This window comes from Erwinia aeris, assembly GCF_041224955.1.
Classification (GTDB): domain Bacteria; phylum Pseudomonadota; class Gammaproteobacteria; order Enterobacterales; family Enterobacteriaceae; genus Erwinia; species Erwinia aeris.
On sequence record NZ_JBGFFX010000002.1, the window covers coordinates 45,225 to 69,981 of the forward strand.

24 protein-coding genes are annotated in these 24,757 nt (G+C 57.1%); 7 read left to right on the top strand and 17 right to left on the bottom strand.

Translation table 11 applies throughout. The features are described from left to right. On the bottom strand, positions 1 to 522 hold the full coding sequence (gene yceD / locus AB6T85_RS03855; protein ID WP_125290775.1) for a 23S rRNA accumulation protein YceD: 522 nt from the start codon (positions 520 to 522) through the stop codon (positions 1 to 3). A 142-nt stretch (positions 523 to 664) separates the two neighbouring features. On the opposite strand from yceD, the gene AB6T85_RS03860 reads away from it, so the two are divergent. Continuing rightward, positions 665 to 1,249 carry a Maf family protein gene (locus AB6T85_RS03860; protein WP_253454597.1) on the top strand — a complete coding sequence of 195 codons (585 nt, stop codon included), beginning with the start codon at positions 665 to 667 and terminating at the stop codon, positions 1,247 to 1,249. Between the two features lie 430 nt (positions 1,250 to 1,679). On the opposite strand, the gene rluC is transcribed toward AB6T85_RS03860, so the two are convergent. Beyond that, the gene (gene rluC / locus AB6T85_RS03865) at positions 1,680 to 2,642 is read right to left on the bottom strand and encodes a 23S rRNA pseudouridine(955/2504/2580) synthase RluC (RefSeq protein WP_253461018.1); all 963 of its coding nucleotides are present in this window, start codon (positions 2,640 to 2,642) and stop codon (positions 1,680 to 1,682) included. Positions 2,643 to 3,211: 569 nt separating this feature from the next. Between rluC and rne the strand changes: the two genes are divergently transcribed. Both rne and AB6T85_RS03875 read left to right on the top strand, forming a co-directional pair. Then, on the top strand, positions 3,212 to 7,075 hold the full coding sequence (gene rne / locus AB6T85_RS03870; protein WP_369894857.1) for a ribonuclease E: 3,864 nt from the start codon (positions 3,212 to 3,214) through the stop codon (positions 7,073 to 7,075). A 535-nt stretch (positions 7,076 to 7,610) separates the two neighbouring features. Next, on the top strand, positions 7,611 to 8,183 hold the full coding sequence (locus AB6T85_RS03875; protein WP_369894858.1) for a flavin reductase family protein: 573 nt from the start codon (positions 7,611 to 7,613) through the stop codon (positions 8,181 to 8,183). A 98-nt stretch (positions 8,184 to 8,281) separates the two neighbouring features. On the opposite strand, the gene flgL is transcribed toward AB6T85_RS03875, so the two are convergent. The 11 genes from flgL to flgB form a co-directional block, all read right to left on the bottom strand. Next, positions 8,282 to 9,247: a flagellar hook-associated protein FlgL gene (flgL, locus tag AB6T85_RS03880; RefSeq protein WP_253454600.1), complete on the bottom strand. Its 966-nt coding sequence runs from the start codon at positions 9,245 to 9,247 to the stop codon at positions 8,282 to 8,284. Between the two features lie 20 nt (positions 9,248 to 9,267). After that, on the bottom strand, positions 9,268 to 10,920 hold the full coding sequence (gene flgK / locus AB6T85_RS03885) for a flagellar hook-associated protein FlgK (RefSeq protein ID WP_253454601.1): 1,653 nt from the start codon (positions 10,918 to 10,920) through the stop codon (positions 9,268 to 9,270). Positions 10,921 to 11,036: 116 nt separating this feature from the next. Further along, a complete protein-coding gene (gene flgJ / locus AB6T85_RS03890) occupies positions 11,037 to 11,996 on the bottom strand; it encodes a flagellar assembly peptidoglycan hydrolase FlgJ (protein WP_301252713.1) in 960 nt (319 codons plus the stop codon). Continuing rightward, a complete protein-coding gene (locus AB6T85_RS03895) occupies positions 11,996 to 13,093 on the bottom strand; it encodes a flagellar basal body P-ring protein FlgI (protein ID WP_301252711.1) in 1,098 nt (365 codons plus the stop codon). Before AB6T85_RS03895 ends, flgJ begins: the two co-directional genes overlap by 1 nt. A gap of 9 nt (positions 13,094 to 13,102) precedes the next feature. After that, a complete protein-coding gene (locus AB6T85_RS03900) occupies positions 13,103 to 13,804 on the bottom strand; it encodes a flagellar basal body L-ring protein FlgH (RefSeq protein WP_253454603.1) in 702 nt (233 codons plus the stop codon). Positions 13,805 to 13,870: 66 nt separating this feature from the next. After that, complete coding sequence (gene flgG, locus AB6T85_RS03905) at positions 13,871 to 14,653, bottom strand: flagellar basal-body rod protein FlgG (protein ID WP_125290784.1); 783 nt, start codon at positions 14,651 to 14,653, stop codon at positions 13,871 to 13,873. A gap of 16 nt (positions 14,654 to 14,669) precedes the next feature. Then, a complete protein-coding gene (locus AB6T85_RS03910) occupies positions 14,670 to 15,410 on the bottom strand; it encodes a flagellar basal body rod protein FlgF (protein WP_253454604.1) in 741 nt (246 codons plus the stop codon). Positions 15,411 to 15,431: 21 nt separating this feature from the next. Further along, positions 15,432 to 16,640 (bottom strand): flagellar hook protein FlgE, encoded by a 1,209-nt coding sequence (gene flgE / locus AB6T85_RS03915; protein WP_369894859.1) that lies wholly within the window; start codon positions 16,638 to 16,640, stop codon positions 15,432 to 15,434. Between the two features lie 26 nt (positions 16,641 to 16,666). Further along, positions 16,667 to 17,338 carry a flagellar hook assembly protein FlgD gene (gene flgD / locus AB6T85_RS03920; protein WP_253454606.1) on the bottom strand — a complete coding sequence of 224 codons (672 nt, stop codon included), beginning with the start codon at positions 17,336 to 17,338 and terminating at the stop codon, positions 16,667 to 16,669. Positions 17,339 to 17,349: 11 nt separating this feature from the next. Further along, positions 17,350 to 17,754, bottom strand: coding sequence for a flagellar basal body rod protein FlgC (gene flgC, locus AB6T85_RS03925; protein ID WP_253454607.1), 405 nt, complete (start codon positions 17,752 to 17,754; stop codon positions 17,350 to 17,352). Positions 17,755 to 17,757: 3 nt separating this feature from the next. Continuing rightward, positions 17,758 to 18,171: a flagellar basal body rod protein FlgB gene (gene flgB, locus AB6T85_RS03930; RefSeq protein ID WP_125290789.1), complete on the bottom strand. Its 414-nt coding sequence runs from the start codon at positions 18,169 to 18,171 to the stop codon at positions 17,758 to 17,760. Between the two features lie 155 nt (positions 18,172 to 18,326). Between flgB and flgA the strand changes: the two genes are divergently transcribed. The 3 genes from flgA (at position 18,327) to flgN (ending at position 19,828) form a co-directional block, all read left to right on the top strand. Beyond that, complete coding sequence (gene flgA / locus AB6T85_RS03935) at positions 18,327 to 18,992, top strand: flagellar basal body P-ring formation chaperone FlgA (RefSeq protein ID WP_253454608.1); 666 nt, start codon at positions 18,327 to 18,329, stop codon at positions 18,990 to 18,992. Positions 18,993 to 19,094: 102 nt separating this feature from the next. Next, a complete protein-coding gene (gene flgM, locus AB6T85_RS03940; RefSeq protein WP_125290791.1) occupies positions 19,095 to 19,388 on the top strand; it encodes a flagellar biosynthesis anti-sigma factor FlgM in 294 nt (97 codons plus the stop codon). A gap of 8 nt (positions 19,389 to 19,396) precedes the next feature. After that, positions 19,397 to 19,828 (top strand): flagellar export chaperone FlgN, encoded by a 432-nt coding sequence (gene flgN / locus AB6T85_RS03945; RefSeq protein ID WP_125290792.1) that lies wholly within the window; start codon positions 19,397 to 19,399, stop codon positions 19,826 to 19,828. Positions 19,829 to 19,915: 87 nt separating this feature from the next. Here the strand turns inward: flgN and murJ are convergent, their stop codons facing one another. The 4 genes from murJ to rimJ form a co-directional block, all read right to left on the bottom strand. Then, positions 19,916 to 21,454: a murein biosynthesis integral membrane protein MurJ gene (gene murJ / locus AB6T85_RS03950; protein ID WP_253454609.1), complete on the bottom strand. Its 1,539-nt coding sequence runs from the start codon at positions 21,452 to 21,454 to the stop codon at positions 19,916 to 19,918. Between the two features lie 122 nt (positions 21,455 to 21,576). Then, positions 21,577 to 22,494 carry a Gfo/Idh/MocA family protein gene (locus AB6T85_RS03955; RefSeq protein WP_253454610.1) on the bottom strand — a complete coding sequence of 306 codons (918 nt, stop codon included), beginning with the start codon at positions 22,492 to 22,494 and terminating at the stop codon, positions 21,577 to 21,579. Position 22,495: 1 nt separating this feature from the next. Beyond that, the gene (locus AB6T85_RS03960; protein ID WP_253454611.1) at positions 22,496 to 23,137 is read right to left on the bottom strand and encodes a DUF480 domain-containing protein; all 642 of its coding nucleotides are present in this window, start codon (positions 23,135 to 23,137) and stop codon (positions 22,496 to 22,498) included. After that, the gene (gene rimJ / locus AB6T85_RS03965) at positions 23,137 to 23,733 is read right to left on the bottom strand and encodes a ribosomal protein S5-alanine N-acetyltransferase (RefSeq protein ID WP_125290796.1); all 597 of its coding nucleotides are present in this window, start codon (positions 23,731 to 23,733) and stop codon (positions 23,137 to 23,139) included. Before rimJ ends, AB6T85_RS03960 begins: the two co-directional genes overlap by 1 nt. A 258-nt stretch (positions 23,734 to 23,991) precedes the next feature. On the opposite strand from rimJ, the gene grxB reads away from it, so the two are divergent. Then, the gene (gene grxB, locus AB6T85_RS03970) at positions 23,992 to 24,639 is read left to right on the top strand and encodes a glutaredoxin 2 (RefSeq protein ID WP_253454612.1); all 648 of its coding nucleotides are present in this window, start codon (positions 23,992 to 23,994) and stop codon (positions 24,637 to 24,639) included. Positions 24,640 to 24,757: the final 118 nt, after the last annotated feature.

The window sequence follows — 24,757 nt, forward strand, 5'->3', positions numbered from 1 at the left end:
TTACTTACGCTTTAAACTGGCTAATACGGCAAATGGGTTTGGTTTTTCCGCCTCTGCAGGCAACTTGCCAAAGACCATGTCCGCCTCGGACACTTCACAGTGTTCAGAATCATGCACCGGAACGACCGGCAGGGCGAGGATAACTTCATCTTCCACCACCGCCAGCAGGTCGATTTCGCCAAACTCGTTGACTTCGACCGGCTCGTACGCTTCCGGCAGTGCCTCCGCCTGCTCGTCATTGACGATCGGGCTGAAGCAATACGTTACGTGGACAGAATGCGGAAAGTTCTGGCCGCAGCGTTGACAACACAGCGTAACGGAGACCGCCGCAGTGCCTTTCAGCACCGCTAAACGCTGATTGTCGATTGCGAACGACATCGAACATTCTACATCGCTATCCACACTCACTACCGATTCGGCAAGACGCTCCACCTGTTCAGGGGTGTAAACGCCCTGGTAGTCCAGGCGTTTCTGAGCGGTGCGAACCGGATCGAGAGTCAGGGGTAATTTTACCTTTTGCATAGGGCGCGCATATTAACTTTGTAACGAGTTAGAGTCAAAGAAAAAGGCCGTTTAACAGCATCTTTCACCCATTATTCGCAACCAGTGCGGCGCATAGTTTAAAATGTCCTGCACTCCTGCGCTATCTATTCCGGAAAAAATTATGACACAGCTGGTTCTGGCTTCAACCTCCCCTTTCAGAAAAGCCTTGCTTGAGAAACTGGGCCTCGCTTTTATTACCGCAGCGCCGGAGGTGGATGAAACGCCGCAGACCGGCGAATCTGCGATAGATCTGGTGCAGCGCCTTGCCGGCCAGAAGGCCCGCGCGCTGGCGGCAAGCTATCCTGACCATCTGATTATAGGCTCCGACCAGGTTTGCGTAATAGACGGTAAAATAACCGGAAAACCGCATACGGAAGAGAAAGCCTGCGAGCAGTTACGCCAGGCCAGCGGCCATAGCGTGATTTTTTATACCGGCCTTGCGCTTTTTAATAGCCGGACGAAAAGCATAAAGGCGATCTGCGAACCTTTCAGCGTGGATTTCAGATTATTAACGGAGCAGGAGATTATTAATTATGTTCGCAAAGAGCAGCCTCTGGGCTGTGCAGGCAGCTTTAAGAGCGAAGGATTAGGTATTACGCTGTTCGACAGATTAACGGGCCGCGATCCTAATACGCTGGTCGGGCTGCCGCTAATCGCGCTTTGCGAAATGCTGCGCGAGGCGGGAATGGATCCGCTGGCAGGTTAGGATCCTGTCGGCTCGGCAGCTTCTGGCTGGTCAGAAATTTTGAGGCTGGCAGGTCGTTTCTGGCTTGTCAGGAGGTTCAAGGCTATACGTAAGTCCCCATGGGCTAAGTCGCTTTAGCCTGTAAGAAAGCGGGAGGGGCCATCCGGAACCGGGACACGCAAAAAACGTCATCCCTGACACGCTCGGTTCGCTTATCCGGACAGCGCCTCCCGCCATTAGCCTTAGCGTAGCGCCAGGGAGGAATCGCTTAAAAACAGGGCCTGCAATTTATCACTGATTTATTGAAGGCATATTATTTAAGACATACGATCGTCCGTTATCTCTCACTGGCGAACCGTCTTTACCGCTGACGATTGCCAGAACCGGTTATGACCTGCCTTTACTGACGCTGAGCATCCATGCCCAATGTCGAATAACGCTGCACTAAAGATCACTTCGCCGGAGAGGTTTTTCGCAATACGGCCAGGCAGTGCTTCAGCTCATCATCCAGCGGCGCTTCCACTCGCATCACTTCTCCGCTGTTCGGATGGGTGAACTTAAGCGCGGCGGCGTGCAGAAACAGCCTTTTCAGACCCGTTCCCGCCAGCTGAGCATCGAAATCTCTTTCGCCATAGCGATCGTCAAAGGCAATCGGATGCCCCGCATGCAGCGTGTGTACGCGGATCTGGTGCGTCCGCCCGGTAATGGGGCTGGCTTTGACCAGCGTCGCCTTTTCATAACGCTCTTCAACTTTGAAACGCGTTTCGGAAGGCTTGCCTTCGCTACTTACCCGCACCACGCGCTCGCCGCTTTGCAAAATGTTTTTCAGCAGCGGCGCCTGCACCGCTTTTACATGGGAAGGCCACGAGCCGCGCACCAGCGCCAGGTAGTCTTTCTGCATCCCCTTTTCACGCAGCTGTTCATGCAGCGAACGCAGCGCGGAGCGTTTTTTTGCTACCAGCAGGATGCCAGAGGTATCGCGATCCAGACGGTGCACCAGCTCCAGGAAACGCGCCTCCGGACGCAGCGCCCGCAGGCCCTCGATTACGCCGAAGCTTAGCCCGCTGCCGCCGTGAACGGCGGTGCCTGAGGGCTTATTCATCACCAGGATATAATCGTCTTCATAAACGATAGCGTTCGCCAGCGCGGCCACCTTATCCAGCTTTGGCGAAACGGCCGCTTCTTCGCGTTCTGCGACCCGAACCGGTGGAATACGCACTTCATCCCCGGCTTCCAGCTTGTATTCCGGCTTAATGCGTCCTTTATTTACCCGCACTTCGCCCTTGCGCAAAATGCGATAAATCATGCTTTTCGGCACGCCTTTTAGCTGCGTGCGTAAAAAATTATCGATGCGCTGCCCCGCGTCATCGGCGGCGATAGTCACAATTTGAACTGCTGGAGTATTGGTTTTCATGGTTGGCGATTCTAAATAGAGCGTCAGCATAGCGCCACTTCTTTTTCTGTGCTTAACTGACAGTGACCTCTGCCGCAGAAGGTTTATGCCTGTTTTTTCGGCAATTTGCTGAAAAGCGCTGCAAATCGTTTTAAAAGCTGGAATAAACTTCGCAGAGCGGGAAAAGTCACCTTGCTATCACAAGCTTAGCAGTGGAATAATGATTCCGTTTTACTGGCTCAACGCATGTGAAACAAGAGAATAGCGTTATAAGAATTTTGCCGGATCGTACATACACGCAGCAATGGCGTAAGACGTATTGTGCAATCAGGCATTTAGCGGGCTGCGGGTTGCAGCCTGGACGACAAGACGGGACAGGTTCACTCTGGTACCACTGGTGGTTATCCCTCTTTATAAACGCGCTGTTTTTCCAGTTGAAAAGCAGGCTACCGAGATTTGCGCCCCTTGAGCTGGCGACAACCGGGAGGTTGACGGCTTTGCGATGAGACACGGGGCCATCGGTTTAGACGCGTCCAGCGTTACTATGCCCGTAGCTTTGTCACTAATGTAAGAATAATGAGTAAGTTACGATGAAAAGAATGTTGATCAACGCAACTCAACAGGAGGAGTTGCGTGTCGCCCTTGTAGACGGACAGCGTCTGTACGATCTGGATATCGAAAGCCCAGGACACGAACAGAAGAAAGCCAATATCTATAAAGGTAAAATTACCCGCATCGAACCCAGCCTTGAAGCCGCCTTCGTTGATTACGGCGCTGAGAGACACGGTTTTCTCCCTCTGAAAGAAATCTCCCGCGAAAACTTTCCTGCCAACTATTCCTCTCATGGCCGTCCTAATATCAAAGACGTGCTGCGTGAAGGTCAGGAAGTTATTGTTCAGATTGATAAAGAAGAGCGCGGCAATAAAGGCGCGGCGCTGACTACCTTTATTAGTCTGGCCGGCAGCTACCTGGTGCTGATGCCGAACAATCCGCGCGCAGGCGGCATTTCCCGCCGTATCGAAGGCGATGACCGCACCGAGCTGAAAGAAGCGCTTTCCGCGCTGGATCTCCCGGAAGGCATGGGTCTGATCGTGCGTACCGCAGGCGTCGGCAAATCCGCCGAGGCGCTGCAGTGGGATTTAAGCTTCCGTATGAAGCACTGGGAAGCGATTAAAAAGGCTGCCGACAGCCGCCCTGCTCCCTTCCTGATCCATCAGGAAAGCAACGTTATCGTTCGCGCCTTCCGCGACTATCTGCGTCAGGATATCGGCGAAATCCTTATTGATAACCCGAAAGTGCTGGAGCTGGCTCGCCAGCATATCGCCGCGCTGGGCCGTCCCGATTTCAGCAGCAAAATCAAGCTGTACACCGGCGAAATCCCGCTGTTCAGCCATTACCAAATCGAATCGCAAATCGAGTCGGCCTTCCAGCGTGAAGTGCGTCTGCCTTCCGGCGGCTCTATCGTTATCGATTCCACCGAAGCGCTGACCGCTATCGACATCAACTCCGCGCGCGCTACCCGCGGCGGCGATATCGAAGAAACCGCCTTTAATACCAATCTGGAAGCGGCGGATGAAATTGCCCGCCAGCTGCGCCTGCGTGACCTGGGCGGCCTGATTGTTATCGACTTTATCGATATGACGCCGGTTCGCCACCAGCGCGCGGTAGAAAACCGCCTGCGTGAAGCCGTGCGCCAGGATCGTGCCCGTATCCAGATTAGCCATATCTCGCGTTTCGGCCTGCTGGAGATGTCGCGTCAGCGCCTCAGCCCGTCGCTGGGCGAATCCAGTCATCACGTCTGCCCTCGCTGTAGCGGCACCGGCACCATCCGTGATAACGAATCGCTGTCGCTTTCTATTCTGCGTCTGATTGAAGAAGAAGCGCTGAAAGAGAACACCAAAGAAGTCCACGCTATTGTTCCGGTACAGATCGCATCCTATCTGCTGAATGAGAAACGTGAAGCGGTAAGCGCCATTGAAAAACGCCAGGGCGGCGTGCGCGCGATTATCGTGCCTAACGATCAGATGGAGACACCGCACTACTCCGTGCTGCGCGTGCGCAGCGGCGAAGAAACGCAGACCCTCAGCTATCATCTGCCAAAGCTGCATGAAGCCGAAATGGCGCTGCCTTCGGAAGAAGAGCACGCCGAGCGCAAACGTCCTGAGCAACCGGCTCTGGCCGCGTTTGTAATGCCGGATGCGCCGCCTGTGCCGCACGAGCCGGAACCAGAAGCGCCTGTCGAGCCTGCTGCTGTCGCTCAGCCTGCCGCCGCGCCTGCTGCTAACGAGCCGGGCCTGGTCGGCCGCTTCCTGCGTGGCCTGAAGAAGATGTTCGCTGCCGAAGAGAAGCCAGCCGAACAGCCTCAGCCTGCCGCCGTGGTGGAAGAAGAAGAGAAAGCGCCGGAAGCTACCCCGCCGCGCAGCGAGCGTCGTAACAACCGCCGTCAGAATAACCGTCGCGACCGCAACAATGGCGATCGTTACGGTGACCGTAGCGAGCGTAACGACCGCAACGGTGAACGCAACGACCGTAACGGCGAGCGTAACGATCGCAACGGCGAACGTAACGACCGCAACGGTGAACGTAACGACCGCAACGGCGAGCGTAATGACCGCAATGGCGAGCGTAATGACCGCAACGGCGAGCGTAATGACCGCAATGGCGAACGTAACGACCGCAACGGCGAGCGTAACAACAATCGCAACAGCAATCGTAACGAGCGCATGGTGCGCGACAGCGATCCGCAGGCGGAAGCACGCGAAGAGAATCGTCGCAACAAACGCAACGTCACGCCGCAGGATGATGCGCCGGTCAGTGAAGAAGTTCGCAACCAGCAGCGTGAAGAGCAGCAGCAGCAACGCCGCGAACAGCGCGCCGAGCGCAAACGTCGTCAGGAAGAAAAACGCCTGGCCGCTCAGGAAGAAAAAGTTGAAAGCGCACTGCCAGAAGAAGAAGCGGCTGTCGCTGTTGAACAGGGTGAAGAGCAGGTTCAGGTAATGCCGCGTCGTAAGCCGCGCCAGCTGAGCCAGAAAGTGCGTATCGAGACGGCTGAGCAAACCGCAGCCCGCTCTTTCGCGCCGGAAGAAGCCGCGCCAGCTGAAGAACAGCAGCCAGCCCTGACCGAAGCGGTGGATATCGTGGAAGCTGATGAGGAAGAGCGCGACACCAACAGCATGCCTCGTCGTTCACGTCGTTCGCCACGTCATCTGCGCGTTAGCGGCCAGCGTCGTCGTCGCTATCGTGACGAGCGTTACCCGAACCAGTCGCCGATGCCGCTGACCTTTGCCGCCGCTTCCCCGGAAATGGCTTCAGGTAAAGTGTGGGTCTCCTATCCGGTAGCCCATATCTCTGATAACCATGAGATTGAGCAGTCGGTAGTGCCGGATTACGGTCACGAAGAGACGGCCGCAGCCGTTGCCGTGGCGGTCGCTGAAAGCCTGCCGCAGGACGTACAGGACGAAGCGCAGCCGGTACATATCGCTGAGCCAGTCTCTGTCGAGCCAACAACATCGGCTGAAATCGCTGCTGCCGTAGCGCCAACAGCCGTAACCGACAACGCTGCGATTGCTGCGCCGGTGAATGAAGAACCTGCCGTTATCTCCGCCGCTGACGAAGAAGTCGCACAAGAGGTTGCACAGGCCGCCTTCCCGGCTGCGGAACCCGCAGAAAGCGAAGCTGCCGATCGGGCTTTCGCCGCCGACGTCAGCGAGCAAACAGAGCAGCAGGTAGCCGAAGTGCTTAACGCGCCAGAAGTCAAAGCACCCGTAGTGGCTTCCGAGCCGCACGCGCCGGTTGCCGGTCGCGACGAGCCTGCTTCTGCGTCCGCACAGGCTGAAGCCGCAGCGCCAGCAGCGCAGACTGAGGCTCCGGCCCAGGCTGAAGCAGCAGCGCCAGTAGCGCAGACTGAGGCTCCGGCCCAGGCTGAAGCCGCAGCGCCAGCAGCGCAGGCTCCGGCTCAGGCTGAAGCCGCAGCGCCAGCAGCACAGGCTCCGGCTCAGGCTGAAGCAGCAGCACCAGCAGCACAGACTGAGGCTCAGGCTGAAGCAGCAGCGCCAGCAGCACAGGCTCCGGCTCAGGCTGAAGCAGCAGCACCAGCAGCGCAGACTGATGCTCCGGCTGAAGCAGCAGCGCCAGTAGCCCAGGCTGAAGCACCGCGTGTTGCTTCCGCTGCGCCAGCGCGTCCTCAGGCACCTGCTGAAGCCGCTCCACAGGCTCAGGCAGCACCGGCGTCAACAACAGCCGTTGCTGAAAAAGCGCAGCCTGAAGTTGCCGCGCCGGCCTTTAAACATCATGCCACGGCACCGATGACCAAAGCGCCAGCGCCTGAGTACCAGGCAGAACCTGCTCGCAACAGCGACTGGGTGCGTCCTTCCTTCAACTTTGAAGGCAAAGGTTCCGCAGGTGGTCATGCCGCCACTCATCAGGCGACGGCTCCGGCCACTCGCCCTGAGTAAGCAGCGATGCTGATAAAAAGCCCCGGTCACTGACCGGGGCTTTTTTTTGCCTGCGCTGGCGCAAAACTATGCTGGCTGCGCGATATGCGCCGCTTCTCCGCTATTAATCATTATTTTTGATAGTAATTATCCGCGCCAAACGCTCGATTTCCGGCCTTGGTCGGGATCAGGCCGGCCAGGCGGCTACGCGATGGCGTTGCCGATTATTTTTCACGCTATGACCTGCTGATTACGTAAGTGCTGCCCGTTCCTGCTCATAAACATGGCGTTGAACAGTTTACTATTGCGGGGCAAAGCGTTGACGCAATCTGTCTGCAAGGGGCGACGGTGCCGCTTAACGTAACCGGTTTACCCGGCGTGTCGCTTTCTTTTGGTACGGGCAGTGCAGATCGTCGGTAAATGGCATGCAGAAGCGACTGTTTTACACGTGGCTTTGTTACCGGAAGCCGTTACTCCGGTGAAGGGACGCCATTCGGCATTGTAATATCCCACCGCCACGCTTAGCTTTATTTATCCATTTCAAAGGAGGCTATTTATGGATGCTTTTTTTCAACCTGTTGAACTCGAAAAAGCTTATCGACTGATCAATCACGGCCCAACAATCCTGGTGTCGGCAACACATGAAGGCGTCGAAAACGTGATGTCCGCCGCCTGGGCGTGTGGACTGGATTTCAAACCGGCAAAATTAACGGTGGTGCTTGATAAAAGCGCCTTTACCCGCCGCCTGATTGAAGCCAGCGGTCAGTTTGTTATCCAGGTTCCCACCGCAGCGCAGGCTGACCTTGTGCATTACCTGGGCACCCATTCACGCCATCACGAGCAGGATAAGCTGTTAAAGTCGGGCGTGGATCTTTTCTCCGTGCCGGAAGTTGCGCCGCCTCTGGTGGCAGGCTGTGCCGCCTGGCTTTTTTGTCATCTTATCCCGCTTGAACAAAATCAGCAGGATCATGATTTATTTATCGGGGAAATTAAAAGCGCGTGGGCTGACAGCCGGGTATTCAGAGAAGGTCACTGGCACTTTGAAGAAGCGGGCGATGAGTGGCGTAGCCTGCACTATATTGCCGGCAAACATTTCTATACCACCGGCACGTCGCTGGTGGTGGAATAAGCAAACAACAGGCAAAAAAAACCCGTCGTCAGGAGGTTAATCTGAAGACGGGGAAAAAACGGACGCACCCGGTTTAAGCGCGTCCAAAATGGGTAAACCTAAGAATTCATTTTAAACAGCGACATCTGCGACATGGAGCTGAACACTTTATAAGACGCCTGTAGCGCAGCCTGCTTCATGGTGTAAGACGAAATCGTGCTGGTGTAATCGGCATCTACCAGATTACTCATCTGGGTCGCCTGGCTCAGCGCGGTATCGTCAGATTTCGCTTCAATGCTGTCCAGCTCGCTCAGCTGCGTACCCACTTCGGACTGAACTTTCAGCACGTTGTTCATGGAGTTACGCAGGCCACGGTTGGCCTTAGCCATATCCGCTGCCGCCGCATCTTTGGTCGCGCCGTCCGCATTCGCCAGCGGCTGCTTCAGCGAGTTAATCGCCGTGTTCAGCGTGGTGAAGATGTTGCTTTCACTGGCGCTGCCGTCCGGCTCCGCCACCGCATTGCTGGTCAGCGAGGTAAAGACCTGGCTGCCGGTGTGGCTGGTGGTCATGGTGCGGCTGGCATCCACTTTCTGGCTGATGGCGGTATCGCCGCCGCTGTAGGCGACGTTGCCGCTGGCATCCTGAGTGAAAGGCGCCGTATCGGACTTGTAACCGGCAAAAATATAGCGGCCGTTACCGTCCGTGGAGTTCGCCAGGTTCATCAGCTGATCGCGCAGGCTGGTGAGCGTGGTTGCATAAGTCGAGCGGTCTTCGTCCGACAGTGTGCCGGTTGAAGCCGCCACTACCGCCGTTTGCGCCTGGGTGATCACGCTGGTCACCTGAGACAGATTGGTGGCTTCCTGCGACAGGCTGCTGGTGGCGAAGTTACGCGCCGTTTTGTACTGGCTGGTCTCGGCCTGAGCCTGAGACAGCACAACGGCCTGGGCCGCCGCGACCGGATCGTCCGAGGGCCTGACCACGCGTTTGCCGGTCGATAACTGTTCGCCTGACTTCAGCCAGCTGGCCTGCGAATCAGAAATGCCGCGCATTTGCTGGTCATAAATCATTGTGGTGCTTAAACGCATGATTTTATCCTTCTGAGGAATCAGCTTACGGCGCCAATCAGCGCGTTAAATATGGTCGTGGCGGTCTGCAAAATCTGCGCATTGGCCGTGTAATACTGCTGATAGCGCGTCAGGTTGCCGTATTCTTCATCCAGGTTCACACCGGAAACGGACTGCTGCTGATTGGTCAGCTGCGTCACCACGTTGCCCTGCGTGGTGCTGGTCGTTTGCAGGTTGCTGGTTTTGTTACCGATAGAGGCAACCATGCTGGCGTAGCCCTGCGTCACCGTGCTGCTGCCGCCGATCACTTTTTTGGTCTGCAAATCCAGCAGCGACTGAGCATTTTTGTTGTTGCTCACACCATTATCGGCATCGCCAGCGGCGACTTTAGCTTCGTCGGTGATATTGACGCTCATATTGGTGATAACGTTGGCAACCGGCTTCACCAGGAAGCTGTCCTTCGCCGTTGGCGTACCGGACACCGTCAGCTGCAGGCCATCAAAGTTCAGCGTGGTGTTGCCGCTGGCGTCCGTAGACGGGTTCGCGGACACGCTGGCATTGTCGGAAAGACGCTTTACGCTCCAGCCGTTGGTGTCGTAGCTCACCTTATAATCAGACGCTTTTACCGCGCTGGTATCGGTCCAGGCTGCCGAAAGCGAAGCCGTCTTGCTGTTATTGGTGTTGGACGTCACCGACGGGCCGCCGAGGTTAAAGAAGGCCTCGCCCGCGTCGCCGTTGCTGTCATAGCCCGCTTTGTGCTGGGTATTGAAGCTGTCGCCCAGCGCCATCGCCATCTGGCCAAGCTGGTTACGGGTATTATCCAGATCGGTGCGGAAAGCCAGCAGGCCGCCCAGCGAGCCGGTGGTCACCAGGCTTTCCGGGATTTCCGTCGCCTTACCGCTGGTATTATCCACCATAGCGATAGTTTTACGGCTCGGATCGCTGCTGGCAGAAACGGAGGCCAGCTTGCTGTAGCTGTCGCCCTGCACCAGCGAAATACCGTTGCCGATGCTGATGTTATAGCTGCCGCCGTCCTGCTGGCTGACGGTTACGCCGACAATTTTGTTCAGATCGCTGACCAGCTGATCGCGCTGATCCATCAGATCGTTAGGCTCGTTGCCCGCGCCCGCGCCTTTCAGCTTGGTGATCTGCTGGTTGATATTGGCGATCTGCTTAGCGTAGCCGTTGATCTGATCGACGCTGGAGGTGATCGAGGTGCTCAGGCTGCTGTCTACGTTACGTAAATAAGTATCCGTAACCCTGAACTGGTTAACCAGACCGTCGGCCTTACCCAATACCGCCTGACGCGAAGACGAGTCGGAGGCGTTGCTGACCAGCGTTTGCAGCGAAGAGAAGAAATCCTGCACGGTGGTCGACAGCGTATTGGTGGTGCTGGAAAACATATCGTCAATGTTGGACAGCTGGCTGTACTGCGTGGTCAGCGCGCTGGACTGGGTGCTGGCGCTGCGCAGCTGATTGGTAATAAAGGCATCGTATTCGCGGTTGACGCTGGCCACCGCCACGCCGTTGCCATAATACTGCGTGCCGTTCAGCGTGCTGCTTGCCTGGGCAAGAACCGTGGTCTGACGTGAATAGCCAGCAACGTTGTAATTGCTGATGTTGTTACTGGTGGTGCTCAGCGCGGCCGAAGCGGCGTTGATACCGGTCATAGCGGTGTTAATTAAGTTAGACATGTCGGTTCCTTATTGCTCCAGCACGGGCCGGCATTACAATCGGTTGCCGGCATGCGCTGATGCGGAACCGGCTTTTAAACGTTATCGGCAAAAATAAGGCAAACTTGAGCAGAAAATCAGAACAAATCGCCGATATCCTGGCTATAGGCTTTCACTACTTTCTCGCCCATGTTCTTGAATTGTTGGATCATTCCCACCAGCTTCTGCGCATACTTCGGATCGGTGGCGTAGCCTGCCGCCTGAAGCGCCTGCGCGCCCTGCTCCGGCGTTGCCGCCGTGGTCACCGCCTGGTAGCGCGGGTTGTTGGCAATCAGCTTCACGTAGTCGCTCAGCGCATCGAAATAGGAGTCATAAACGCGGAATTTGGCTTTCACCTTTTTCGCTTCGCCGTGCTCATATTCGGTGGTGGTGATTTCGGTAGTTTTGCCCTGCCAGCTGCCCGTCGCCTTAATGCCGAAAAGGTTAAAGCTTGGCTTGCCTTCTGCGGTCATGATCTGCCGCTGGCCCCAGCCAGACTCCAGCGCGGCCTGCGCCAGGATCAGGTGATGAGGAATACCGGTACCGGCGCTGACTTCTTTCGCCGGCTGCGACAGTTTGGCAATAAAGTCAGCGCTGTCGCCGCTGAGCGGCCTGTCCGGCGAAGCAGGCAGGCGCGGCACGGCGCGACGGACGATCCGCTCCTGCTCTGTTTCCATCGCCATCGCCAGCGGCGGCAGCGTGTTGATAAAGTCTTTATCCAGCCTCATCGGCACGGTGCCCGCTTTCTCATCGGGCGCCTGCGCCTGCTCCATCTGCTTGACCATCATGTCGGCCAGGCCAAGCCCTTTCGAGGCGATTTCCTGCCCAATCTGCTGATCGTACATTGAGGTATAAAGACGCGTCTGTTCGGTGCTCAGCAGACCATCCTGCGGCAGCGCCTGGCGCATACTTTTCAACATCATTTGCACAAACATCCCTTCTACCTGTTTGGCGACTTCCCGCGCATGCGCTTTCGGGTCGTTGCTGGCCTGGCGTTTCAGGTTGTTCAGTGAGCCGCTGTCGTAGGCGGCTCCCATCAGAGACTGGGCGTTGCTCATCAGATAATTTCCAGTTTGGCGTGCAGACAGCCCGCGCTCTGCATTGATTGCAGGATGGACATCAGGTCGATCGGCGTGGCGCCTAAGGCGTTCAGGGCACGAACAACGCTGTTCAGGTTGGCACTGGCGTTTACGCTTTGCAGCGCGCCGCCGCTCTGGCGCAGGTCGATCTGCGTTTGCGGCGTGACCGTGGTCTGGCCGCCTGCGAACGGCGTGTTCGGCTGGCTGACGTTCTGCTGCTGGTTAACCGTGACCGACAGGTTGCCCTGAGCGATAGCGCAGGAGCTGAGCATCACTTCGCGATTCATTACCACCGAGCCGGTGCGCGAGTTGATAATCACTTTTGCATCCTGAATCGGCACGGAAACATCGATGTTCTGGATATCAGCCAGCAGGCGAACCTGAGAGGTGCCGTTAGCGGAAACCTGCACCTGCACGGTACGGCCATCCAGCGCCTGAGCAGAGCCGTAGCGACCGTTAATCGCGTCAGCAATACGCTGCGCCATGCTGAAGTCTTCTTCATTCAGGAACAGATTGATCACGTTAGACGCGCCGAAGCTGTTCGGTAGCTCACGCTCGATGGTCGCGCCGCCGGTAATACGGCCGCCGTTCACCTGGTTAACGGTGACGCTGCTGCCGCCGGCAGAAGCGCCCGCGCCGCCCACCAGGATGTTGCCCTGCGCCAGCGCATAAACCTGGTTATCCACACCTTTCAGCGGGGTCATCAGCAGCGTGCCGCCGCGCAGGCTTTTGGCGTTACCCATAGAAGAAACCACCACGTCAATCACCTGGCCCTGACGGCCAAAGGCAGGCAGCTTGCCGGTGACCATCACCGCCGCGACGTTTTTCAGCTGCATGTTGGTGCCGCTGGGCACGGTAATGCCCAGCTGCGACAGCATGTTGTTCAGACTTTGCGTGGTAAACGGCGTCTGGGTAGTCTGGTCACCGGATCCATCCAGCCCGACAACCAGACCGTAACCGATCAGGGAGTTGTCGCGCACGCCGCCAACCGTGGTCAAATCGCGAATGCGATCGGCGTGGGCAAAAGCGCTGACCGCAGTCAGCAGCAGCAGGGTGAATCGAATAATCTTACGCATTTTAACCTCTTAGAATGGTGACAGGTTCAGGAAGAACCGTTGCAGCCAGCCCATCGTCTGTGCCTCATTGATATAGCCGTTGCCGACGTACTCAATGCGGGCATCCGCCACCTGGGTCGAAACTACGCTGTTGCTGCCGCTGATGGTGCGTGGGTTAACCACGCCCGAGAAGCGGATAAATTCCGTACCCTGGTTAATCTCAATCTGTTTCTCACCAACCACTTTCAGGTTGCCGTTCGGCAGCACCTGATTCACGGTCACGGTGATGACGCCGATAAAGGTGTTGTTCGCCGTTGCGCCGCCTTTACCTGCAAAGTCGCTCTTGCCGTTGGCGTCGATATTGGTTTTTTCGCCGCCCAGCAGGCCGGTCAGCGCGGAAGGCAGCGCCGTCAGACCAAGGGATGCGCTACCGTCACGTCCTGCGGAGGCCGTGGAGCTTTTGCTCGCACTGACGTTTTCCTGCAGGGTAATGGTCAGCGTATCGCCGATATTACGTGGACGACGATCCTCGAACAGCGGCTGGTAGCCGTAGTTCATCGGCATCACGCCCTGAAAAATGGAGCCGTTAACCACAGGCGGCGAAGCGGCCAGCGGCTGGGCCGTTGTCGAACCTTCAACCAGGGGCTGACGTGGAACTAAAGCACAACCGTTAAGCGTCAGAAGCGCTAAGGCTACTAACAAGCGTCCAGGCACTGAAATTTGCTTCGCCATGGAATTAACCTTTAATCATTAGAGAAAGCTTTTATTAAGCGCCGGGCGAACCCGGCACGGTCTTACTTACAGCTGAGTCAGTTTGGCCAGCATCTGATCGGACGTGCTGATTGCCTTACTGTTGATCTCATAGGCGCGCTGAGTCTGGATCATGCTGACCAGCTCCTCGGCAACGTTTACGTTGGAGGTTTCAACGTAGCCCTGATAGAGCAGGCCCGCGCCGTTGTTGCCCGGCGTGCTGTCGGTCGGTGCGCCCGATGACTGCGTTTCCTGGTACAGGTTTTCACCTTTGCTTTCCAGGCCAGCATCGTTAATAAAGGTGCTCAGCGTCAGCTGGCCGACCTGCGTAGGCTGGGTCTGACCCTGCACCGTCACGCTGACCACGCCGTCACGGCCGATAGTCATGTTCAGGGCGTTGGCCGGGATAGTGATCGCCGGCTGCACCGGGAAACCGGCGTTGGTCACCAGCTGGCCGTTCTGGTCAGTCTGGAAAGAGCCGTCACGGGTATAGGCCAGCGTGCCGTCCGGCATCTGTACCTGGAAATAACCCTGCCCGCTGATCGCCACATCTTTCGATGAGTCGGTTTTGTTCAGGTTGCCCTGAGTGTGCAGACGCTCGGTCGCTACCGGACGAGTACCGGTACCCAGCTGCATCCCGGAAGGCAGAGAAGTCTGTTCAGAAGACTGCGCGCCAGGCTGACGAATGGTCTGATACATCAGATCTTCAAACACGGCACGCTGGCGTTTAAAGCCGTTGGTGCTGACGTTCGCCAGGTTGTTCGAGATAACGTCCATATTGGTCTGCTGAGCATCAAGACCGGTTTTGGCAATCCATAAAGAGTTAATCATGTTAGTTCCTCTGCTCTTAGCTCATTGACAGCAGCTGGTTAGCGCGTTGTTCGTTTTCATCGACGCTGGAGATGACTTTCATTTGCATCTCAAAGCGGCGTGCGTTGGCGATCATATCGACCATGGTCTGGCTGGAGCTGACGTTGCTGCCCTCCAGTACGCCAGGCATCACCTGAATGGTCGCATCGGCCTGCAGGGTTTGCGCTGCGCCGGTCGGACGGAACAGGCCGTCGTCGCCGCGAGTGACTTCCGAGCTGGTGGCTTTTACCAGCTTCAGACGTCCCAGCTGGACAGTGGCGTTCGGCGGATCGCCAGGGTTCAGCGCGGTAATCGTACCGTCAGCGGCAATGGTGATTTCCGAGCCTTGCGGTACGGCAATCGGTCCGCCGTCGCCCATCACCAGTTTGCCCTGGATGGTGAGCTGTCCGGCCGGGTTCAGCTCCATGTTGCCGTTGCGGGTGTAGGCCTCAGCGCCATCCTGAGCCTGCACGGCCAGCCAGCCATCCTGACGAACGGCGACGTCCAGCGAACGTCCCGTGTAGTCCATCGCGCCCGGGGTCATATCTGAGCCCGGCGTCGAAGCCGTCACCAGCGTACGGGTCGGCAGTGACTCGCCCTGCACCGGCACGGCGCGCAGCGCGTTCAGCTGCGCACGGAAGCCAGGCGTGGAGGCGTTGGCCAGGTTGTTCGCCGTGACTGCCTGCTGTTGGAGGGTCTGACTGGCAGCCCCCATTGCGGTATATATCGCGTGATCCATTTGACTCCCCTGTTAGCCGAATTAACGCAGGTTGACCAGGGTGTTGAGGATCTGGTCCTGTGTTTTAATGGTCTGGGCGTTAGACTGATAGTTACGCTGTGCCACAATCATGTTGACCAGTTCTTTACTCAGGTCGACGTTGGAAGACTCCAGCGCGCCTGCGGTCAGCGTACCCAGGTTACCGGTGCCCGCCAGGCCAACCAGCGCCTGACCAGAAGAAGCCGTTGCTGACCACACGTTGTTGCCTTCAGACTTCAGGCCTTCCGGGTTAGCAAAGTTAGCCAGGGCGATCTGACCCAGGGTCTGGGTTTTCTCGTTGGAGTAGTTACCTACTACCGTGCCGTCGTTGTTGATCTGGTAGCTGGTCAGTTCGCCCGGCTTGTAACCATCCTGCGTTGGGTTGCCGAAGGTGCTGGTGCCGGTGTTCTGCTGCTGGCTGCCCGTCATGTTCAGCGTGAAGTTAGTGGCAGCAGAACCGTTCAGGCCCGCCAGCGTAATCGCCTGCGTCGCGGTGGATGTCATCTGGCCGCTGGTATCAAAAGTCATGTTGAACGTGCCCACGTCAGCGGTTGGGTTCGCCGAGCTGCCGTCCTTCACGTTCACCGTCCAGGCGTTGTCAGCCGTTTTGGTGAAGTACAGGTTCAGGTTGTGCTCGTTACCCAGCGAGTCATAGGTGGTCATTGACGCTTTGCTGTTGTAAGAGCTGGTGTTGTTAATATCCAGCGGCGTGGTCGTCGGCACGCTGTCGGTTGAGTTCAGGTTAGCTACCAGTGCCGCTGCGCTGGTGGATTTCGCCGCCATCGCCGTGGTTGGTACGCTCAGCGCAACCGGGTTAGCACCGGTCTGCACGGTTGGCGGCGTGCCGGTTGCCGGATAACCGGTCAGCTGCAGGCCGTTGGCGTTAACGATGTTACGGTTAGCGTCCAGCGTGAACTGGCCGTTACGGCTGTAGTAAACCGCGCCGCTGGCGTCAGCCATACGGAAGAAGCCGGCCTGGCTGATTGCCACGTCCAGGCCACGGCTGGTAGAAGTGGTCGTACCGTCGTTAAAGTCCTGGGTTACCGCAGCTACTTTTACGCCCAGACCGACTTTAGAATCGGCGAACATATCAGCGAAGGAAACGGTAGCGGATTTAAAACCCACCGTTGCGGAGTTGGCGATGTTGTTGCCGATAACGTCCAGGTTGCTGGATGCTGCGTTTAAACCGCTGACTGCCTGAGAAAATGCCATGTGTGTATTCCTGAATCGGGGTTAAGTTAAATAATCTGACGAACATTCGCGATGGTGGTCTTACCCATCGTGCCGAGGTCGAGAACGGCACCGCTGGTGTCGTTAGTAACCCCATTGACTAATGCATAATTCAGCGGCTGCGCGACCAGCTGTCCGGTAGCGTTGCTGGCGCTGATGGCCACGTTATATTTGCCGTCGCCTGCGGTGGTGCCGTCTGCTGACGAACCATCCCAGGAGAAGGTGTGGACGCCGGCGCTGAGCGCACCCAGGTTAATGGTTTGCACTACCTTGCCAGAAGGATCGGTAATGGTGGCGGTGGTCGCCGTTGAAGCCTGTTCCAGGCTAACGCCAAACGGCGTGGTCTGACCGCTGCCGACCAGCACCTGCGAGCCGTTAACCATCACGCCTTTGCCGATCAGGGTGGAAGCCTGCAAAGACTGTCCGCTGTTGATCTGGCCGGAAATCGATCCCAGCGTGGTGTTCAGTTTTTCAATGCCGCTCAGGGTATTGATCTGTGCCAGCTGTGTAGTCAGCTGGCCGTTATCCATTGGGTTCGTCGGATCCTGGTTTTTTAACTGCGTGACCAGCAGGGTCAGGAAGTTACTTTGCAGGTCGGCTGCCGTTTTATCGGTAGTCGACGACGAAGAAGTAATAGCTGTGTTGTCAAGTGACTCATTAACGCCAACGGTAATGCCCATCTGTCTGTTCCTTATTGACCCATCGTCAGGGTTTTCATCATCATTTGTTTAACGGTGTTCAGCACTTCAACGTTGGCCTGGTAACTGCGCGACGCCGACATGGTGTTAACCGTTTCCCCGACCACGTCCACGTTTGGCATCTTGACGTAACCTTTCGCGTCGGCCATTGGGTTGCCCGGTTCGTAAACCAGCTTCGCTGGCGTAGGATCGTCCACTACCTGCGCGACGCGTACGCCGCCGGTCGCTGCGCCTGGCGCCGCATCGGTCTGGAAAACCACCTGCTTCGCCACGTAAGGCTGACCGTCCGGCCCGGTTACGCTGTCGGCGTTGGCCAGGTTACTGGCGCTGACGTTCAGACGCTGCGACTGGGCAGCCATTGCCGATCCGGCGATATTAAAAATGTTCAGTAAAGCCATTTATTATTGCCCCTGTAATACGGACATCATGCCTTTGATCTGGCCGCTGATAAGAGTCAGATCCGTTTGATACTTCAGGCTGTTATCGGCAAATTCGGTACGTTCGCGGTCCATATCCACCGTGTTGCCATCCAGCGAGGGCTGGGACGGCACGCGGTACATCAGATCCATCGATGCCGGTGCAGAAGACTGCGCAGCAATATGGCGTGACGAGGTGACCGCCAGCGACATGCCCGTTCCCTGCGCTCGCCCCTGCTCCATCACTTTGCTCAGCTGGCTGGCGAAATCGATATCGCGCGCCTGATAGCCTGGCGTGTCCGCGTTAGCGATATTGGATGCCAGGATTTCCTGCCGCTGTGCACGCAGGTTAAGTGCTTCAGTGTTAAACCGTAGGGCTGCGTCGAGTTTGTCGAGCATGTTTCCTCCGCAATTGAAAATTCAGTGGGGAGAGAATAAGCGGGTTAGGATTAATCCGATCGGCAGAATAGCGCTAAAAAGCGTCGTTAATTTGCGCCTTGACTTTGCGGCCCCGTGCGTAGAATCGTCGCCATGTTGCAGCGAGGATGAAAAATATGCGTGTGTTGACTCTCTTCCTGATGAGTCTGAGTCTGGCAACGGTTAGCGCCAGCGCCGCCGACCTGACGGCCCAGCTCAATCAATTTTTTAAAGCCCGCTATGGGGAAACCGGCCAGGGTGCCGATACCCTGAGCGTGGTAGTGAAAACGCCGCAGGGGCAGTGGCCCGCCTGTGATGCACCGCAATTTTCCTTACCGGGCAATAGCCGGATGTGGGGCAACATGAGCGTGGCCGCCAACTGTGGCCAGAACCGGCGCTATCTACAGGTACAGGTGCAGGTTGAAGGCGATTATCTGGTGGCGGCTCGTCAGGTCGTGCGCGGTACCGCGCTGACCGCGGACGATTTAAAAGTGGTGCATGGCCGTCTGGATACGCTGCCGGCGCGTGCGGTGATCAATATGGCCGACGTGGCCGACGCTGTCGCGCTGCGGGACATCGTGCCCGGCCAGCCGCTGACGATGATGATGGTGCGCCAGCCGTGGCGCGTGAAGGCCGGCGACAACGTCAATGTTATCGCCAGCGGAGACGGTTTTAACGTCGCCAGCGAGGGCCGCGCCATGAACAACGCCACGGCGGCGCAGCCGGTCAGAGTACGCATGAATTCAGGGCAGATTGTGAGCGGGAAAGTCGGCTCCGATGGGAATATTCTTATATCGTTGTAAAGCGTTAAAGATGGCTTCATCTCTGCCGATAGTGTAAATAACAGACGTAATACACTTGAGCAATTCAGGCCGCTATTTGCCTGAGCAAACTGGAGCCAGATTATGAGCATTGACAGAACTCAACCTATGAAGCCGGCCAGTACCGTGCAGCCTCGCGATCTTCCTGAAATGGCTACGCCGAAGGCGCAGAAGGTAGAGACAAAAACAACCGAATCAGGTACCCAGGTGGTACTGAGCGGCGCACAGTCACAGCTGACCAAATCCAGCTCGCAGGATATTAATACCGCGCGCGTTGAGCAGCTGAAGACCGCCATCCGTAACGGCGAACTGAAAATGGACACCGGCAAAATCGCCGACGCCCTGATCCAGCAAGCCAAAGACTCTTTAAAAGGTTAATCAGGTAAATGACTAAACTGTTGAACGCGCTCGATAAAATGCTGGAAGTCCTGAAAAGTCTGTCTGACGTAATGGCGGCAGAGCAACAACAGCTCTCGAGCGGTCAGATCAACAGCAGCCTGCTGCAACGTATTACGGAAGATAAAAGTTCGCTGCTGGCCACGCTCAATTTCCTTGAGCAGCTGCGCCGCGATGCGGAGAAAGAAGCGGGCTTCCACGCGCCCTACAGCGGTCAGCCGGAAATGGCTCGTCGCTGGGCTGCGCTACAGGAGCAGACGGTAAAACTGCGCGATACTAATTTGCATAACGGGATGTTGCTTAACCATCAAATCACCTTTACGGAAAAGGCGATTGAGGTATTAAAGCCCTATCAGACCCAGAAGTTTTATGGCCCGAACGGCCAGGCAACTTCAAGCGGCTTTATCAGCCGTAAGGTATAAAGCGCCGTCACTACCCCGGCCTGCGCCGGGGTTTGCGTTTTAGTGAGTGCAGAAGCTAAAAACCCCGTTTTGCAACGGGGTTTTGCTTTATATGGCCGTAGTGCGGGCGAAATCCTTAACGCGGAATCCCAGCAGCGCCAGCACCGCAAAGTAGACGCCGCCGCCAACGGCGCAGACCGCCGCCAGACGCAGCAAACGCATCAGCATATTGCCCTGCGCCCATTCCGGCATGACCCACATCATCCCTGCCAGCGCGGCCGCCATAGCGATAACCGCGATAACTAAACGCAGCAAAAAGCTGAACCAGCCAGGCTGTGGCAGAAATATTTTCTGTTTGCGCAGCTGCCAGTAAAGCAGCGCGGCGTTCAGACAGGCCGCCAGACCAATCGACAGCGACAAACCGGCATGTTTCAGCGGGCCGATAAAGGCCAGGTTCATTACCTGCGTCATAATCAGCGTCACGATGGCGATTTTGACCGGCGTTTTGATGTCCTGCCGCGAATAAAAGCCCGGTGCCAGGATTTTCACCACGATCAGCCCCATCAGTCCGACCGAATAGGCGACCAGCGCGCGCTGGGTCATGGCCGCGTCAAACGCGGAGAATTTCCCATACTGAAACAGCGCGACGGTCAGCGGCTTAGCGAGGATCCCCAGTGCAACCGCGCTTGGCAGCGCCAGCACGAAGCAGAGGCGCAGTCCCCAGTCCATCAGACGGTTATATTCATCGTGATTATTGCTGGCGAAGCTTTTGGCCAGCGAGGGCAGCAAAATGGTGCCCAGCGCCACGCCCAGCACCCCGGAAGGAAACTCCATCAGGCGGTCGGCGTAGTACATCCAGGAAACGGAACCGGAAACCAGAAATGAAGCGAAAATAGTGTTGATAATCAAGGAAATCTGGCTGACGGACACGCCCAGGATCGCTGGCCCCATCTGGCGCATCACCCGCCAGACGCCCGCATCCTTCAGGTTAAGGCGCGGCAGCACCAGCATGCCAATTTTCTTTAAATGCGGCAGCTGATAGCCCAGCTGTAAGACGCCGCCGACCACCACGGCCCAGGCCAGCGCCATCACCGGCGGGTGGAAATGCGGGGCCGCGAACAGCGCAAAGCCGATCATGCTGATGTTCAGCAGCGTCGGCGCAAAGGCCGGCACGGAAAAGCGGTTCCAGGTATTCAGGATCGCGCCCGTCAGCGAGGCCAGCGAAATCAGCATGATATAGGGAAAGGTGACGCGCAGCAGCGCTGAAGTCAGCGCAAACTTGTCGGCCGTATCGGCAAAGCCGGGCGCGGTCACTAAAATCACCCAGGGCGCGGCAAACATCCCGGCCACGGTAATAATCGCCAGCGCCAGCGTTAACAGCCCCGAGACGTAGGCGATAAACACCCGCGTCGCCTCCTCGCCCTGCTTGCTTTTGTACTCCGCGAGGATCGGCACAAAGGCCTGAGAAAAGGCGCCTTCGGCAAAGATGCGGCGCAGCAGGTTCGGCAGTTTAAAGGCGACAAAGAAGGCGTCGGTTGCCATTCCCGCGCCGAACACTCTTGCCACGATGGCATCGCGCGCAAAGCCCAGCACGCGAGAAAACAGGGTCATCGAGCTGACCGCTGCCAGGGATTTCAACAGGTTCATGATCTTCGATTCTTTTAAAGGAGGTGGCGCGCCACGGTTATCATCCGGCCGCTTCAGACGGCGCGAAAGCTGGCATAGTCTACTGATATGCCGTGAAATAACCACATCCTATTGTTACAGCATTATTCCCTGTCGCTGTCGCGCCAGAGCTTTTCAATGACGCGCTGCGCCGCCAGCGCCTGCTCGCCGGAGGTTTGCGGCATAGTCTGATTTTGCGCGCAGTCGATAAAATGGCGCGCCGCGCCAGCAAACCCACGCTGCTCCAGCGTGCTCTGCCAGCCTGGAACGGGATCGATAACGAGGCGACCGGCCGTTTCCTGCCGTAGCTCCCGCATATCGTCAACCTGCCAGACGCTGCCGTCCGCTATCGCCATCACCGATTCGCGCTGGGTGCCCGCCCGACGGTGCATACTGGTGGTGATTTGCAGCTTGTCGACCTGAAAATGGTGCTCGGCATAGAGCATTTCGCCGTCGTCATTGGTCAGCAGCGTACCGCTTTGCAGTGTCGCCCCGCCGCCACCGAGCCACAGCGCGGTATCCACGACGTGCAGATAATCGTCCAGCAGCGTAAAAAAGAGATCGCGCGGGCCGACGCTGTCGCTGCGGTGTTTGTCCATGCGCAGCGAGGCCAGACCGCCCAGCGCTTTTAGCTGCAGATAGCGAGGCGCAAAGCGGCGGTTGAACGCCACCATCAGCTTGCGGCCACGCTGCTGCGCCAGCGCCACCAGCTGTTCGGCTTCGGCAAGCGTTGCCGCCAGCGGTTTATCGACGCAGACATCCTTGCCCGCCAGCAGCAGCTGTTTAACGATGCTGAAGTGCGTGGCGGTTGAGGTATGCACAAAGATCGCGTCACAGTCGTTAATCAATCCATCCAGCGTGGCATAAAGAGGAATACGCCAGCTGTCGCAAATCGGGCGGGCCTTTTGCTGATTAGGGGAAAACGCGCCCGCCAGCCGCCAGCCCTGCGCGTCAGCCAGCACCGGAAGCCAGGCTTTCTGCGCAATATTGCCCAGCCCCACCATACCTATACGCAACGTCATATCAGGATCCTTTCAGCAATTGAGCCAGCTGCCGCTGCATTTCCGCCATCTGGCGCTCGAGTTCCGCCACTCTTTCTGTCAAATCGCCGCTTTCTGGTGCGTCTGAAGAGGCGGGCAATGCGGCCTCATCCACCTCGCCGCTGAACAGGTGCATATAGCGGCTTTCCCGCTTGCCTGGCTCACGCGCCAGCCGGACGACAAAGGGGCCGTCCTCGCGCGCGGCAAGATTTTCCAGCGTCCGCTCAAGCTCAGCCATATCGGCAAATTCATGCAGCCGTGCGCTGCGCGTGCGCAGTTCGCCCGGCGTTTGCGGGCCGCGCAGCAGCAAAGTAGCCACCAGCGCCAGCTCTGCGGCAGAAAATTTGAGCTGGCCGAACTCGCTGTTGCAGAAGCGGTGCTCATATTTCACCACTCTCTGGCCGGATCCGCTAAACGAGGTAACCAAATGCTTTTTCGCCAGCATGTCCAGCGCATCCTGCACGCCGGTTTCAGCCAGCGTCATCACGGGTTCGCGGTTCGATTTCTGGTTACAGGCCGTGACCACGCCGTTCAACGACATGGGATACTGATCGGGCGTCGTCACCTGCTTTTCCAGCAGGCAGCCAATAATGCGCGCCTCAACGGGCGAAAGAAGAATTTTCATCAAAGAGGTCCACGTCGTTCGGGTGTCCATTCTCTGGCGGTCAGCGCGGTCAGCACGTGATCCTGCCAGCGTCCGTCTATCAGCAGATAGTCTTTGGCATAGCCCTCTTTTTCAAAGCCGAGCCGGGCCAGTAAGTTGCCGCTGCGCTGATTATGCGGCATGTAGTTCGCCATAATTCTGTGCATATGTTGCTGGCGCTGCATATAACGAATAGCCGACTGGAGCGCCTCGAACATCATGCCCTGTCCCTGCCATTTCTGCCCCAGCGAATAGCCCAGATAGCAGGCGTGAAACGAGCCGCGCACCACGTTACTGAAGTTGGCCACGCCGCGCACTTCGTTTTCGTCCGGATCCATCACCGCAAAATAGTAGGCGTTGCCCTGCTTATGCATATCGGTGATCAGCCCCAGCCGCGCCTGCCAGCCGGAAGGATAGCAGTGGCTTTCATCCCGAATCGGCTCCCAGGGCTTAAGAAATGCCCGGTTTTCCGCATAGTAATCCGCCAGACGCCAGGCGTCTCTCTCGTGTACCAGGCGCACGACCAGCCTGTCGGTAGTCAGGCGCACTTTAGGGGCTGCGGAACGATAGCCAAACATCTTCTCTCCTGAATTCAGCCGATCATAAATAAAAGCGCCGCGTTGCGTCGACGGCACGTCTTTTTACTATAACCGCCTGATTGCAGTCGGGTAAAATAATGCCGGGAAATATTCCCGTTGTGAATGGCGGAAACGGCTGAAACGCACGATAGCTGGCGCACCGGTTTGCCCTGTCAGCCGTTCTCTTCCATACTCCCTGCATACATTAAGAAGGTTAATGGTATTTGCCGTTACCTTTATCGCTGTAAGGAGGCACTTTTGAAACTGTTTATTTACGAACACTGTCCGTTCTGCGTAAAGGCACGCATGATCTTTGGCCTGAAAAACCTGCCGGTCGAACTGGTGGTGATGCTGAATGACGATGAAGAAACGCCGAAGAAGCTGATCGGACAAAAAATGGCGCCGATCCTGATGAAAGAAGACGGCAGCTGCATGCCGGAAAGCCTGGATATCGTCGCCTTTGTTGATAAAAGCGACGGCGAGCCGCTGCTGACGGGCCGTCCTAATCCCGCGATCAGCGACTGGCTGCGTCACGTTAACAGCTATCTGAACAAGCTGCTGCTGCCTCGCATCGCCACGGCATCCTTTGCCGAGTTCGCCACGCCCGAAGCGCGCCGCTACTTCACGGAGAAAAAAGAAGCCAGCGTCGGCAGCTTTGACGAGCTGAGGCAGCATTCCGCAGGCTTTATTAAAAATATCAATGACGATCTGCGCAAGCTCGACAAGCTGATTGTGAAGCCCAACGCGGTGAACGGCGAGCTGTCGCTGGATGATATCCACCTTTTCCCGGTGCTGCGTTCCCTGACCCTGGTAGCGGGCGTCGACTATCCCAGCCGCGTGGCTGACTATCGCGACAATATGGCGAAACAGACGCAGATCAATCTGCTTTCTTCCGTGGCTGCCTGATCTTCCGGGGCCGTTTTCACGGCCCCGCCTTATTTCGTCACAACTTTTCCCACCAGCCGGGTGACTCTTTGTCATTTGTCGGGCAAGCTATCGCTGCGCGTCAGAAGGGGTAACTGAC

Coding starts and splice junctions, on each gene's coding strand:
- AB6T85_RS03900 (WP_253454603.1), bottom strand. CDS start 13,804: ATGGCGAAGCAAATTTCAGTGCCTGGACGCTTGTTAGTAGCCTTAGCG.
- flgA (WP_253454608.1), top strand. CDS start 18,327: ATGCGTGTGTTGACTCTCTTCCTGATGAGTCTGAGTCTGGCAACGGTT.
- AB6T85_RS03955 (WP_253454610.1), bottom strand. CDS start 22,494: ATGACGTTGCGTATAGGTATGGTGGGGCTGGGCAATATTGCGCAGAAA.
- flgN (WP_125290792.1), top strand. CDS start 19,397: ATGACTAAACTGTTGAACGCGCTCGATAAAATGCTGGAAGTCCTGAAA.
- rluC (WP_253461018.1), bottom strand. CDS start 2,642: ATGAAAACCAATACTCCAGCAGTTCAAATTGTGACTATCGCCGCCGAT.
- AB6T85_RS03910 (WP_253454604.1), bottom strand. CDS start 15,410: ATGGATCACGCGATATATACCGCAATGGGGGCTGCCAGTCAGACCCTC.
- yceD (WP_125290775.1), bottom strand. CDS start 522: ATGCAAAAGGTAAAATTACCCCTGACTCTCGATCCGGTTCGCACCGCT.
- AB6T85_RS03860 (WP_253454597.1), top strand. CDS start 665: ATGACACAGCTGGTTCTGGCTTCAACCTCCCCTTTCAGAAAAGCCTTG.
- flgM (WP_125290791.1), top strand. CDS start 19,095: ATGAGCATTGACAGAACTCAACCTATGAAGCCGGCCAGTACCGTGCAG.
- flgK (WP_253454601.1), bottom strand. CDS start 10,920: ATGTCTAACTTAATTAACACCGCTATGACCGGTATCAACGCCGCTTCG.
- flgG (WP_125290784.1), bottom strand. CDS start 14,653: ATGATTAACTCTTTATGGATTGCCAAAACCGGTCTTGATGCTCAGCAG.
- murJ (WP_253454609.1), bottom strand. CDS start 21,454: ATGAACCTGTTGAAATCCCTGGCAGCGGTCAGCTCGATGACCCTGTTT.
- AB6T85_RS03960 (WP_253454611.1), bottom strand. CDS start 23,137: ATGAAAATTCTTCTTTCGCCCGTTGAGGCGCGCATTATTGGCTGCCTG.
- flgE (WP_369894859.1), bottom strand. CDS start 16,640: ATGGCATTTTCTCAGGCAGTCAGCGGTTTAAACGCAGCATCCAGCAAC.
- flgJ (WP_301252713.1), bottom strand. CDS start 11,996: ATGAGCAACGCCCAGTCTCTGATGGGAGCCGCCTACGACAGCGGCTCA.
- flgB (WP_125290789.1), bottom strand. CDS start 18,171: ATGCTCGACAAACTCGACGCAGCCCTACGGTTTAACACTGAAGCACTT.
- flgD (WP_253454606.1), bottom strand. CDS start 17,338: ATGGGCATTACCGTTGGCGTTAATGAGTCACTTGACAACACAGCTATT.
- rimJ (WP_125290796.1), bottom strand. CDS start 23,733: ATGTTTGGCTATCGTTCCGCAGCCCCTAAAGTGCGCCTGACTACCGAC.
- flgC (WP_253454607.1), bottom strand. CDS start 17,754: ATGGCTTTACTGAACATTTTTAATATCGCCGGATCGGCAATGGCTGCC.
- rne (WP_369894857.1), top strand. CDS start 3,212: ATGAAAAGAATGTTGATCAACGCAACTCAACAGGAGGAGTTGCGTGTC.
- AB6T85_RS03895 (WP_301252711.1), bottom strand. CDS start 13,093: ATGCGTAAGATTATTCGATTCACCCTGCTGCTGCTGACTGCGGTCAGC.
- flgL (WP_253454600.1), bottom strand. CDS start 9,247: ATGCGTTTAAGCACCACAATGATTTATGACCAGCAAATGCGCGGCATT.
- AB6T85_RS03875 (WP_369894858.1), top strand. CDS start 7,611: ATGGATGCTTTTTTTCAACCTGTTGAACTCGAAAAAGCTTATCGACTG.